A 12,045-nucleotide genomic window follows, 5' to 3' on the forward strand; every position below is an offset into this window, starting at 1 on the left:
GTGTTTAAACCTATTTGAGTGATTTTTTGTTGTCCGCATCTTGTGTGTAAACGTCGATGCCTTCTTCAAGATCTTGATAATATTCGAGCTTACCATCGTTAATTATGACGGCTGATGTACAAAACTCTCTAATTTGGTCTAGTTCATGACTAACCATGATAACGCCAGCAGTTTCACTTTTTTCTTTTAGTGAAATGCGTGCTTTTTTTCTAAAGATGGGGTCGCCTACAGATGTCGCTTCATCAATGAGATAAATATCAAAATCTATGTTCATGCAACAAGCAAAGATCAGCTTTGCTCGCATGCCTGATGAATATGTGCGAACGGGAAGGTCAAATTGCGTACCTAGTTCAGCAAATGCTTGCACTTTTTCTTCGTAATCAACAAGTGATTTCACGTTGTTAATCCGCCCAACAAACCGCGTGTTTTCTCTTCCCGTCATTTGAGGGTGCACCCCCGTTTGCAACGCAACGGGCCAAGACATTGATTTATTGGTTAATATTCGTCCTTTGTCCGGGTATTCACTTTTTGCCAACATACGAAAAAGTGTCGATTTACCCGCGCCGTTCTTTCCTAAAATAGCCACATTATTTTCAGTAGGAAACTCGAAGTTCAGATTTTTGAAAATAAACTGAGGTCCTAAGTCACTGGGGTAGCTCTTGGTAAGGTTTTCTATCTTTATCATCGAGACAGCACCTTTTTCCATGTAATGTGATACATCGCTAAGCTAAGAAAGAGGAATACAACGGTTACTTCTACGAGAAAACTCAGTGAAACGCCCCTATCTCCATATGACTCAAAGCAAGCGTAGCGAGCTAGTTCGTTAAAGTGTACCAGTGGGTTCCACGTAAAGTAGGGCCAGAATTCTTCAGGCAGATCTTGTAAACTGAAAAACACGCAAGAAATGAACATGAGAGGGCGTGTCAGCATAGATTTAATTTTTTCAACTTCGGGCACGAATGAAATAGCAATGGCAAAAATGAGGCCCATGGAGATGGCGAATATCCAAAGAAGAAGAAATAAGGTTATCAGAAGAAGCGGATTGTCTACGTGAAAGGTTTGATTCATCACGAACAGCGATAGAATTAATAATCCAACTACAATGACTTTAACAGAGAATTCTAAAAAGCCCGCCGTAACAATGGCTGAAATGGGTTGCACTTGTCTAAAAGCGTACAAGGGCTTGTTGCGCTTTATTGACGTAGAACAAGACTGTAAACACGTGTTAAATGACTGTATTGTGACCATTCCTATCATCATGAAAATGAAAATAGGAATAGAGTGAATATCGTTACCGCTAATAAGACCTCGTAAGTAAGACAACGCAAATATAAAGGCGAAAGGCTCTAGAAAAGCCCACCCCAATCCAAATTTATCGTTAAATTTACTTTGAAGCTCGCGAAGAAAAAGCGCGAAAATCACGCTTCTCCATGCGTAGAGTTGCTCTTTGAAAGTTACCATTACTAGTTAGTTGCTACATTTGCTGCAATTGCTATCTGATAAACAATTTGAGTTATGTCTTTAACCGCCTGCAGCATTTTGGTGTCAATGGCCGGCAACACGATGATTTGGTCACCTGGTGCCAGTTTGCTTTGGCTTCCTGACAAGAAAGTATCGTTTACACTTGTAAATGCCACATTACCGTTTTTGCGTACAATCAGAATTCTTTCATCCTCTGCGCGTTCGGTAAATCCTCCTGCCCAAGCAACATAATCTTCTGTGGTCGCATCAGGATTAAATACAATTGACTGAGGTAAAAGTACTTCTCCGCCAACGTGTATCAAATCAGTAACTTCCGGGATTACGATTGTATCGTTGGGTTCAAGAAGAATATTGGCTATCGCACCTTTCTCTGAAACCACAACGCGGCCTTGAGGCTCTACTTGTCGAGCTCGAGCGATGAAATCTGCTACCAACTGTGCTTCCTGTGCTCGAATAGCCCCTTCACCAGTAGAACTGATTGGCGCAGTATACATACTGCGCTCAAGACGCTGTAAGCCTTCTTCTATAATTTCTTTCTGTTTAACAGCTACACTTTCTCGTAGTATATAAATGTTTTGTGTGTCAGAAAGCGTTGTATCGGCTTCAATGTGGTCAAGCGCATCAAGCAGGCGCGTGCCCTTGTCTACCATTACCTGTGAGGCACCTGCAAAGGCCCCCGCTACATTGATTCGGTAAATTTGTGGTTCATAGTCTGCAATGTATTCGACCATGTCTCCAGCTTTCAAAGGAAGCGACGAAAATGCATCAAGGCTAAGATAGCGCGCAAATTGTTTATTATTGCGAACACCGGCCACCGATGCATGCGATGCAAATTCGCCTGGTCTTGCAAAATAGTTGACTACGCCACCGTTAAGCTCTTCGTTCGAAAACTCAAAAGTAAAACTATTTCTTGCGCCCGTTTTTACCACAATAGTGTTGCCAATAGGGTGCACTAAAATAGTGTCGCCATCTTTAAAAGACAATTCTGGCAGCTCTGCGTTTCTGAAAAATGCGTAGAGATCGGCAGTTTGTATTACTTTGCCATCTCTTACGATATCGATTTGCCTAAAACTACCTCGTTGGAAATCAATGCCTCCAGCGCGTTTTAGGTAGTAAAGGACACTGTCTGAGGCGAGCCCTGCATACTGGCCTGGACGTAATACGGGCCCTGATACAAACACCGAGACAGGAGTTGATGTCAGTAGGTTTACATACACATTAACATCTGCGGTATAGACCTGTTTTATTTTACTGGTTACGGTTTGGTTTACAGCCCCCGCGGGCGTATTAGCGACCCGAATGGGGCCGATGTTAGGTATAAAAATGTTTCCTTGGTTATCAACGGTAACAACGCTTGAAAAATTCACCGCTCCCCACAGCCAAATAGATAGCTTGTCGCCGGGTGCGACGCGGTAATTATCATTTAGCCCCGTGCTGCGTTCAGACTCAAACCCCCCAATAAACAAGTTTGCTGCGAACGGAGGGTTTTCCATAGGCTCTTGAGCAGGAAACACGGTGTCGACGGTTGGTTCTCCGGGTAATACCACGCCATTTCTTGGTTGTGTAGCAAATTGCCCGAGTTCGTTCGGCATAGATGAACTGCCGGGTAGGGTACGTTGACTAGTGACATTTAACGGTGCAATGGCTTGTGCCGTACTTCCACTGCCTTGGGCCTGCTGCGCCTGTTGCCTAAGTTGTTGTAGTTGCTCAAATGATTGGGCGAAAGACGGCGTTGCATTTGATAAAAAAAGAATTGCAGCAGCCGTTAGTAAACGCGCTTTCGCTACAAGCATTGTATTGGATATTTTCATTAAATTACTCTCCGTCTGCAATTTCAGACGATACTAATGGAGGAATAACTCTCCATTGACCATCACGCAGGCAAGACGTTATTTTTTCGTCGGTGAGATGTACCGTTGAATTATTCTGCGCGGTAAATCGAATACACTTGTTACCTGTTGCCGATATATAGGCTTTGTGTGAAACGTATTCAATACCATCGAATAGAAACACAAAGGGCTCATTTGTTTGATGAAAACGATTGGCGTTTGGAATGTTTATTGCTTGGTCTTTGCTCGGCGCTAATGAATAGGCGAGTGACGAGTTTACAAGTGGGATGTCAGCTTGGGTAGCTTTGGGTCCGTTAGCGCAACCTGTTATCCCTACACACAACAAAACAGGGAAAACAAAATTCATAGTACGTTGAAACATTGGCCTTCATATCCGTATAGCGATTTCGCATTAGGATAACATAAGTTTTGTAAAAAGCATGTGTGTCATGAACCGCCTCAAAAAAAATAGTAATAAGGAATTTTACATGTTTTGAAACGTTATTTTTCATTGCTGGGGTGGCTACTTAGAGAAATGTTTTATATTATAACGCGGGTTTGTAGCCCCTATTTGAAGACGATCTGGCCTCGGAAAAACCGAGAAAATGGAAGTTGTAAAGTGATGGATATAATAATTTATGCGTTGCCTCGTTTTGTTAAGTCATCGCGCTGCTTTACTGTTGCGCGCATCAGCCGCTTTGGGTTTTTAGATTTATGCTGAATTATTTGCAGTTTGTACCGCTTTTTACTGCATTTTTTGTCGCGCTAATACTGTTAGTGGTAATGACGCCGCTTGCGCATCAGTTCGGTTTGGTTGACCAACCATCAGCGCGCAAGCGTCATACGGGGATTGTTCCGCTAACAGGCGGCGTTGCTATTTTTATGGCGGTGCTTGTTGCAAGCGTTGCAACTGACGTTTGGATGAAAAATAACCCGCTTTTCTTTACGGCATCCGCTTTTATTGTGCTTCTTGGAATGCTTGACGACCGTTTTGATTTAAGTGCAAAAGGCCGCTTAATGTGTCAGTTTGGCGTTGCTGCTATTATGGCGTGGAGTGCTCAAAACTATATTACGTCGCTAGGAAACATCTTTGGCACAGGTGAAATCGTCATGGATATTGGCGGTTACTTCTTCACCATTGTTTGTGTCGTTGGCGTTATCAATGCGTTTAACATGATAGATGGTATTGATGGCCTAGCAGGCGGTATGAGTCTGGTTATATTACTCATCGTTGCTGGCTTTTTGGTTTCCACGGGCAATGGTGCCTCCATCATGGAGCCCCTTATTATCGTTGCTGCCATCGTCCCTTTTCTTGCGTTTAATCTTAGCTGGAAGGGATTCAAAGGCAATAAAATATTTATGGGTGATGCGGGAAGTATGTTTGTAGGGCTTACCATTGTATGGCTACTTGTAGACCATACTCAAGGTGATGCGCCAGCATTTAGGCCCATTACTGCCGTGTGGTTGGTGGGATTGCCGCTCATGGATATGGCGGCAATTATGTATCGTCGGGCCCGCAAAGGTCAGTCTATGCTGAGACCCGATCGACAACATCTTCACAATATCTTCATGCGAGCGGGCTTAAGCAGCCGCAAATCGCTTGTAGCCATTTTACTTCTTGGTGCTTGTTATTGTCTTGTCGGCATTTTAGGTGAGATATACCTTGTGCATGAAGCTATAATGTTTTGGGGGTTTATCGCCGTATTAGTCGTGTATAGCCTTGTTATTCAAAACATTTGGGGTGTATTGCGTTTTATAAAACGCATGACTTCACGAGTTTAGCAAATCGCGGCTAGGTGAAGTATGATATATGCATAACGCTACGACTTTCTATGCTTCCTTCGATTGAGAGAGGATTTGCATTGTACATTCTCTTTTTCTGCAGGCTTTAATCTTTGACAAATCAATTCACAATACTCCGTAACCAGTTTGAGCACAGTCGAATTGAATCTATTGTGGCAATGTCAGTTTATAGTGAAGATAATGCAAAATGGTTAAAGGAAGCAATTGACAGCATTATTCACCAGACGTACACCCAATTTCTGTTTGTCATTGTGATGGATGGCGAAGTGTCAAATGCAATATCGTCGGTTATCGAATCTGCAGCATTGAAAGATAATCGCGTTGTTGTTGCTAAAAACACAAGTAACGTAGGGCTGGCTAGCAGCATGAACTCCGTCGCTGAATTCGCGATGCAATATACGCCGTCTTACTTTGTAAGAATGGATGCCGACGACATTTCCGAACCTCACAGGCTTTTACGCCAGATAACTTATTTAGACAAACACAAAACAATTTCCGTTTTAGGTTCTGCACTAACTGAAATAAATGAAAGTGGAAAAAAGGTGGGCGCGCGTGTCATGCCTTCGTCTCATAAGCAAATTGTTAAAATCTTGCCTAGACGATGTTCCCTAAATCATCCAACCGTTGTAATTCGATATAATGTGTTTAGAGATGGATTTCGTTACGACGATAAATTACGAAATACGCAAGACTACTTTTTTTGGATAACGCTAGCGGCAAATGGTTATATTTTCAGAAACCTAAAAGATAGACTTCTCAACTTTAGAAGAGTAAACAACTTCTATAAAAGAAGAGGTTTCAGTAAGTCGCTGAATGAATTCAAAGCACGCATATTGGCTATTAAGGAGCTCAAACAGTTTTCTCCTTTCAATTTATTGTATGCCTGCGGCGTTCTTTCTTTACGCCTTATGCCTGGAAAAGTGGTGAAACTAGCGTATAAGCTCGATAGACACTTCTTAGAGAGGTTCGGAAAACATTGAGAGTGGGTATAGTTATTGTGCTATACAACCCCGATGTAGAGCACGTAAATACTATAATAAATCAATTTAGCTCTCCTGAGTGGGTAGTTGCTGTTGTCGATAACTCTGCATCAAGTACTGAACTCAAACTACCTGAAAATGGTCACTATATTCACTGTAAATCTAATATTGGTATTGCTGCGGCACAAAATGCAGGTTTGAAATATGTATTTGGAAGCAAGGCCGACTATGCATTTTTACTCGATCAAGACAGTATGTTTGACCAAAACACCGCTGAAACGCTTTATCGCCAGTTTCGTCAATTAGAAAACGACACCCGTATCGCTGCGATTGGACCATCCGTTTTATGCCAATTTTCTGAGCGCGTCCAACGAGGTAAACTTCAGCGGGGCCATGCCATAAACGATGAAACCATAGAAGTTATGCAAATCATTGCTTCAGGTATGTTGCTTTCCAAAGATGCTTTTGCCGCTGTGGGTGATAAAGAAACAGGTTTGTTTATCGATGGGGTCGATCATGAGTGGTGCTGGCGAGCCCGAAAAGAAGGTTGGAAAGTGTTTCAATCATTAATAGCGTGCATGCCGCATAAACAAGGTGACGCGAGGGTAAAGTTATTCGGCTTAACCTTCAAAAAAGGAGCACCAATGCGATTATACTATCAATTCAGAAATATCTGTATTTTGGCGCGTAGAAGTTATGTACCGCTTTATTGGAAGTGTCGTCATGTTTGTGCAATACCGCTCAGATATGTTGTAAACCGGTTTTGTTTTGATGAAGGAGCTGTGAGGGGAGCCATGATGATACAGGGTTTGAAAGATGGCTTTAAGCATAGACTCGGTGAAATGAGTAGTGACAGCGCTAACGTGAAAAATAAGTGAAAGAAGGCGTAGTATTTACCTACTTTCTTTTCACAATTGTGGTGCAATTGATATAAGATTTCACCACAATAGGGCTTGCCGAGCGCTTTTCAACGCCTTTTGCTCCATTTATAGGCAAAACGAGTTAAAAAATGGCAATTGGAACATCGATTGCATCATTACATCATTACATATATACATTGAGACAACGACAGCAACATTATCCTTTCCAAAGCATGTTCAAAATGAGCAATGCGCATTGAAATGAGAAAGTAGATTAAAAACAAGGACACTATCTATGAGTCAGGTGAAGAAAGCAGTAATTCCCGTTGCGGGACTAGGTACAAGAATGTTACCTGCCACAAAAGCCATTCCCAAAGAGATGCTACCTGTGGTTGATAAGCCACTTATTCAATACGTAGTGAGTGAATGTGTAGCGGCCGGTCTTAAAGAAATTATTCTTGTTACTCATGCTAGTAAAAACAGTATCGAGAATCATTTTGACACTTCATTTGAGCTTGAAGCTACGCTAGAAAAGCGCGTGAAACGACAGCTTTTAGAAGAGGTTCAATCAATCTGTCCTAAAGACGTAACGATAATGCATATTCGTCAGGGCGTTGCTAATGGTCTTGGACATGCTGTGCTTTGCGCTCGCCCGCTTATTGGCGACGCGCCCTTTGCGGTAGTTTTACCTGATGTAATCATTGATGATGCAGCAAGTAACCCCAAAAAAGACAATTTGGCAGACATGGTAGCTAAATTTAATACGAGCCGAGTAAGTCAGGTAATGGTAGAGCAAGTACCGCAAGAGGAAATATCAAAGTTCGGTATTGCAGATCTTGATGGTGCAGATTTAGCACAAGGTGAATCTGCAAAAATCCATAAAATGGTAGAAAAGCCTCCGTTAGATGAAGCGCCCTCCGACCTAGCGGTAGTAGGCAGATATGTGTTGTCTGAAAAAATTTGGGATCTTCTTGAATTCACACCTCCAGGCGCAGGTGGCGAAGTTCAATTAACAGATGCAATAGATGCACTTATGAAACTAGAACAAGTTGATGCGTATTACATGAAAGGTAAGAGCCATGACTGCGGTAGTAAGCTAGGTTACATGAAAGCAAATGTGGAGTATGCACTTCGCCACCCGGCACTCGGTGAAGAGTTCAAAGCTTACCTAGCGTCAATAGCGAAGTAACATTAGGAAAAAAGAGAGATGCGCCGATAAGGCGCATTTTTTATTTCACACGCACATGCTGTTCAATTCTACTAAGCATTTTATCTCCAATCCCTTTTACTTGAGTGAGCTGAGCTACTTCTAAAAATGGCCCAACTTCTTCTCGATATATAATAATGGCTTTCGCTTTCGATTGACCTACTCCAGGAAGCTTTTTAAGTTCCTCTAAGCTTGCGGTATTAAGATCTATTTTCGCTGAAACCTCCTGAGTAGACATGGCGGAGCCTATGGTTTCTGCGTCATCTTTTGCAATTACAACCGGTGACTGTGACAGCAGTGCGCCGCACAATAACAAACTAGTAAATAACATTTTCATTATCTTTCCTTGTATGGCTAATATTGAGAGTAAGAACACAAACGCGTTGCATAGCGTGTGTACACGGAATGATGTTAATGGAAAGGAGAAAAAGCGGAAGGCCAGTTTTAGTACAGTATTACTACAAAAAAGCGGGCAAATGCCCGCTCAATCAATTCTACCGCCCGAGTTTAAAGACGCTCTAGTAGTGCATCTGTGAACTCTGTAGTGCCAGCTTCTCCGCCTAGATCTCGCGTTGTGCGATCACCCGATTCGATAACATCTTTCAACGCAGTGCGAATCTTCTCGGCTTTGTCACCCATGTTCAAGTACTCAAGCATTTGTGCTGCAGCAAGAATAACTGATGTTGGGTTTGCTAGGTTTTTACCGGCGATATCCGGCGCAGAGCCGTGCACGGCCTCAAAAATTGCGCAGTCTTCACCAATATTTGCACCTGGTGCCATTCCTAGTCCACCAACAAGCCCAGCACAAAGGTCAGACAAAATATCACCAAATAAGTTGGTGGTTACGATAACGTCAAATTGGTGAGGGTTCATAACAAGTTGCATACAGCAGTTATCGACAATCATTTCTGCAGATTCAATGTCTGGATAACGCTCGCCCACTTCTCGGGCTACTTTCAAAAATAGGCCAGAAGTAGACTTAAGAATGTTTGCTTTGTGAACCGCTGTTACTTTTTTGCGGCCTTCACGACGTGCTAACTCGTAGGCAAAAGTAACGATTTTTTCAGCGCCGTCACGAGTGATTTTACTCATTGCTTCAGCTTCATTACCATCTTCAGATACGACCTGACCAAGGCCAGAGTACATGCCCTGCGTGTTTTCGCGAACCGTTATGATGTCAATGTCTTCATAACGCGCTTTGGTGCCTTTGAAAGACATTACTGGACGAAGGTTTGCATAAAGCTTGAATTGTTTACGAAGACTTACGTTGATAGACGTAAAACCTTCACCTACTGGTGTAGTAAGAGGCCCTTTCAGAGCAACCTTATTCTTTGCAATTAGGTCCAATGTTTCTTGTGGTAGTAATTCACCGTGTTCTTCCAGCGCTACTAATCCGGCATCGGCATAATCATAGGCAAAATCACAGCCAACCTTATCTAAAATTTTTGTGGTTGCATCGATAATATCCGGGCCAATGCCGTCACCGCGAATGACTGTAATACGTTGCTGAGTCATGTTGAGGGATCCTCTGGTAATTCTGTTGTCAAAATCGTTAGGTTTACTAAATTGTAGTCTGGCGATTTAATAGCGCCAAAGCGTGCCTGCTTTTTTATTAGGGTCTTGTAGGGCAAGTGGCAAAGCAGTGCAAAAGTTGACGTATTTTATACGATTGAAGGCATAAGTTATAGACATTAGTCACGATAAATGAGGGGAAATATGGAAATTAACGCTATGTAAGTAATGGAGAGAACAAAAGTGTTCGATGACCCTCAAGCACTTGCACTAGATCAGATGGGGCTAAACGTAGTCTCTGATAAAGCTTTCCAAATTTCTCCAATGATGCTGAATCAATATTGCTTCCTCTTAAATACACCTCTGTAGCAAGAGCAAATGACAGCGTCATCAGTACTTGCTCCTTTTGTAACGAACGAGGCACATCTTGCGTTAACTTTTCGCATTGATGAATGATGGCTCTCCACGATGCACTTTGATGCCATTTTTGTGCTAATTCGCTAGAAACAGTCAGCCACGATGTGTTGGTGTTTACCTTAAATGTTTGGCTTATGCGATAAGTAGTCTCTTGATTTAACGGAAGTGCATTAGAAACTTTAAAGCCCGGAAGCGTAAACAATGGTGCGCATAAAAATGTCATTACTAGTGCAGCTGATTGGGGTGTCAACTTTGTGTCGGTGAGCGATGCAAAGCTGCTGGCTAACGCACAAGAAACAAGCGTGAACTGTTTAACGCGGTTTAAAAGCGGGAATTGATGTTGGGTTAGCCTTTCCATTAATGCAAACTGTATAAGCATGTCTCCAACACGCTCCAGCCCATATGTTAAAACGGCTTGTTTAATGTTGTTAACCTTGATCTGCTGGCGATTATCTTTGCTTGCGGTGAACATCAAAAAACTATTAAACGTAGGCACTTTTTCTATTTCTACGCACAGTTTATCAATATCGACATCTCGGTTTTGCAATTCATCTATAATTCGCAAAAGCGCACTTGGTGGTTGCTGGATTGGATAGGTTGAAGGTAAAAAAGAATGTCCACCTTTTGCAACTCTGTCCTCTGCCGTATCGTTATATAGCGCAATAAAATGTGTGAAAGGAATCTGAAGGTGCACAGGTGCTTTTATTGAAGCGTTCGCAAACCATGACGCTACTGTATCGTCTTTAGATAAAGAAAAGACAAAGCTGTGCGACTGTTTTACATCTACAACCACACCAGGCACATTGTTGACATAGATTTTAGCCCCTGGCATCGACAGGGTAAAAAGATCGACAAGCGGTGTTAATATGTCGTGATGATTAACTGGAACACGCATCGCGAGTTGTGAAAATAGTTTATGTGCATGTTCTTTTTTTGCATTCACAGCAAATGCTTTGGCAATAAAACTAAGTCGCTGACACGCACTAATACGTATGTCAGGTATGAGTGAAAAATATTTGTCACTTAATAGCGCCTTGCGAAGCTTGATAATGCGAAGCCACGTAGCCAATCCATTTCGTTGAAGAAAACGGTTAACTGACTTGATTTGTTCTTGGTTCACATTCTCTGACTGCGTCCAATAAACAACGAGCAATGATGCGACTATGTGCTGTAGAAAGTGGTCGTTATACCTGTTTAATTTCCCAAAAAGGCACAGCACTAAGCTATGTTGTGTTACTATTGGTAAATCGTTATCTAGTTTTAAAATCGCAATTGCAATAGCAGGGTGAGCATTGACTAACATCAAGATGCGTTTAGCGCCTTTTAGCCAATAATTAACACATTCACCCGCAGTGCATGATGTGTCAGGCTGACTCGCCAGACGTTTAAGCGTGGAAATAATATCTGACAGTTCCATTCAACGTTGGTTAGCTTTGCTGGAAACTAGAGTATGCCCCTTCTCCCCACGCGATCAGCTTGTCATTTTCAAATAAAAGGGGAGTGCATTCGTCTTGGGTAGTAAGCCCATCTGCTCTAACATGTTGGGTTCTAAAAAACATAACCTGTATTGCAGTGCCACCTTGCCGCTTGGCTTCAGTGATGTCGGGCGAACCTAAAAGAGCCAACACCTCTTCTCGAGTACTACCCAGCTTCAGTTTGGTAATTTGTACGCGGTTATATTCTTCACGATCTTTCCAGTCCATATTCTCAGGTTTATCCGGATAGAACATAATAACCATAAACACGAACACCGCGTATAATGCGACACCAGCAAGAATAAGACGAATAACCTTGGTATTCATAACCGTAACTTCTCGTTTTGGGTTCAATTGATGAATAGTTGCAAAGAACAATGTTCAATTTTTAGTGGATGGCATGTGCAAATAGCGTTTACCTCTCACCCTATTGTTCAGTGTACCCTAAATTAATTGCTAAAAACATTCAGGCAGCGCAGT

The 12,045-nt window shown here is 42.3% G+C and carries 12 protein-coding genes; 4 read left to right on the forward strand and 8 right to left on the reverse strand.

Annotated elements, in window-relative coordinates:
• Window positions 1-10 precede the first annotated feature (10 nt).
• From BK026_RS19080 to BK026_RS19095, 4 genes are read right to left on the reverse strand one after another with little or no spacing between them, the layout of a single operon-like run.
• On the reverse strand, window positions 11-685 hold the full coding sequence (locus BK026_RS19080; RefSeq protein WP_071817352.1) for an ABC transporter ATP-binding protein: 675 nt from the start codon (window positions 683-685) through the stop codon (window positions 11-13).
• The gene (locus BK026_RS19085) at window positions 682-1,461 is read right to left on the reverse strand and encodes an ABC transporter permease (RefSeq protein ID WP_071817353.1); all 780 of its coding nucleotides are present in this window, start codon (window positions 1,459-1,461) and stop codon (window positions 682-684) included. Before BK026_RS19085 ends, BK026_RS19080 begins: the two co-directional genes overlap by 4 nt.
• 2 nt (window positions 1,462-1,463) lie before the next feature.
• Window positions 1,464-3,293, reverse strand: a complete 1,830-nt coding sequence (locus BK026_RS19090) for a polysaccharide biosynthesis/export family protein (protein WP_143142148.1) — start codon at window positions 3,291-3,293, stop codon at window positions 1,464-1,466.
• A gap of 4 nt (window positions 3,294-3,297) precedes the next feature.
• Window positions 3,298-3,693, reverse strand: coding sequence for a hypothetical protein (locus BK026_RS19095; protein WP_071817354.1), 396 nt, complete (start codon window positions 3,691-3,693; stop codon window positions 3,298-3,300).
• A 332-nt stretch (window positions 3,694-4,025) separates the two neighbouring features.
• On the opposite strand from BK026_RS19095, the gene wecA reads away from it, so the two are divergent.
• The 4 genes from wecA to galU all read left to right on the forward strand — a co-directional run bounded on the left by wecA (window position 4,026) and on the right by galU (window position 8,143).
• Window positions 4,026-5,093 carry a UDP-N-acetylglucosamine--undecaprenyl-phosphate N-acetylglucosaminephosphotransferase gene (gene wecA, locus BK026_RS19100; protein WP_071817355.1) on the forward strand — a complete coding sequence of 356 codons (1,068 nt, stop codon included), beginning with the start codon at window positions 4,026-4,028 and terminating at the stop codon, window positions 5,091-5,093.
• 113 nt (window positions 5,094-5,206) lie between these two features.
• A complete protein-coding gene (locus BK026_RS19105) occupies window positions 5,207-6,094 on the forward strand; it encodes a glycosyltransferase (protein ID WP_071817356.1) in 888 nt (295 codons plus the stop codon).
• Window positions 6,095-6,096: 2 nt separating this feature from the next.
• Window positions 6,097-6,972 (forward strand): glycosyltransferase family 2 protein, encoded by an 876-nt coding sequence (locus BK026_RS19110; protein ID WP_256253916.1) that lies wholly within the window; start codon window positions 6,097-6,099, stop codon window positions 6,970-6,972.
• Window positions 6,973-7,249: 277 nt separating this feature from the next.
• Window positions 7,250-8,143, forward strand: a complete 894-nt coding sequence (gene galU / locus BK026_RS19115) for a UTP--glucose-1-phosphate uridylyltransferase GalU (RefSeq protein ID WP_071817358.1) — start codon at window positions 7,250-7,252, stop codon at window positions 8,141-8,143.
• Between the two features lie 40 nt (window positions 8,144-8,183).
• Here the strand turns inward: galU and BK026_RS19120 are convergent, their stop codons facing one another.
• The 4 genes from BK026_RS19120 to BK026_RS19135 form a co-directional block, all read right to left on the reverse strand.
• On the reverse strand, window positions 8,184-8,498 hold the full coding sequence (locus tag BK026_RS19120) for a helix-hairpin-helix domain-containing protein (protein ID WP_071817359.1): 315 nt from the start codon (window positions 8,496-8,498) through the stop codon (window positions 8,184-8,186).
• 170 nt (window positions 8,499-8,668) lie between these two features.
• A complete protein-coding gene (locus tag BK026_RS19125) occupies window positions 8,669-9,676 on the reverse strand; it encodes an isocitrate dehydrogenase (protein WP_071817360.1) in 1,008 nt (335 codons plus the stop codon).
• Window positions 9,677-9,890: 214 nt separating this feature from the next.
• Window positions 9,891-11,507, reverse strand: a complete 1,617-nt coding sequence (locus BK026_RS19130; RefSeq protein WP_256253917.1) for an HDOD domain-containing protein — start codon at window positions 11,505-11,507, stop codon at window positions 9,891-9,893.
• Window positions 11,508-11,517: 10 nt separating this feature from the next.
• Window positions 11,518-11,892, reverse strand: coding sequence for a DUF3192 domain-containing protein (locus BK026_RS19135; protein WP_071817361.1), 375 nt, complete (start codon window positions 11,890-11,892; stop codon window positions 11,518-11,520).
• Window positions 11,893-12,045: the final 153 nt, after the last annotated feature.

Source organism: Alteromonas sp. V450 (assembly GCF_001885075.1).
Lineage (GTDB): Bacteria > Pseudomonadota > Gammaproteobacteria > Enterobacterales > Alteromonadaceae > Alteromonas.

Coding starts and splice junctions, on each gene's coding strand:
- BK026_RS19080 (WP_071817352.1), bottom strand. CDS start 685: ATGATAAAGATAGAAAACCTTACCAAGAGCTACCCCAGTGACTTAGGA.
- BK026_RS19085 (WP_071817353.1), bottom strand. CDS start 1,461: ATGGTAACTTTCAAAGAGCAACTCTACGCATGGAGAAGCGTGATTTTC.
- BK026_RS19090 (WP_143142148.1), bottom strand. CDS start 3,293: ATGAAAATATCCAATACAATGCTTGTAGCGAAAGCGCGTTTACTAACG.
- BK026_RS19095 (WP_071817354.1), bottom strand. CDS start 3,693: ATGTTTCAACGTACTATGAATTTTGTTTTCCCTGTTTTGTTGTGTGTA.
- wecA (WP_071817355.1), top strand. CDS start 4,026: ATGCTGAATTATTTGCAGTTTGTACCGCTTTTTACTGCATTTTTTGTC.
- galU (WP_071817358.1), top strand. CDS start 7,250: ATGAGTCAGGTGAAGAAAGCAGTAATTCCCGTTGCGGGACTAGGTACA.
- BK026_RS19120 (WP_071817359.1), bottom strand. CDS start 8,498: ATGAAAATGTTATTTACTAGTTTGTTATTGTGCGGCGCACTGCTGTCA.
- BK026_RS19125 (WP_071817360.1), bottom strand. CDS start 9,676: ATGACTCAGCAACGTATTACAGTCATTCGCGGTGACGGCATTGGCCCG.
- BK026_RS19130 (WP_256253917.1), bottom strand. CDS start 11,507: ATGGAACTGTCAGATATTATTTCCACGCTTAAACGTCTGGCGAGTCAG.
- BK026_RS19135 (WP_071817361.1), bottom strand. CDS start 11,892: ATGAATACCAAGGTTATTCGTCTTATTCTTGCTGGTGTCGCATTATAC.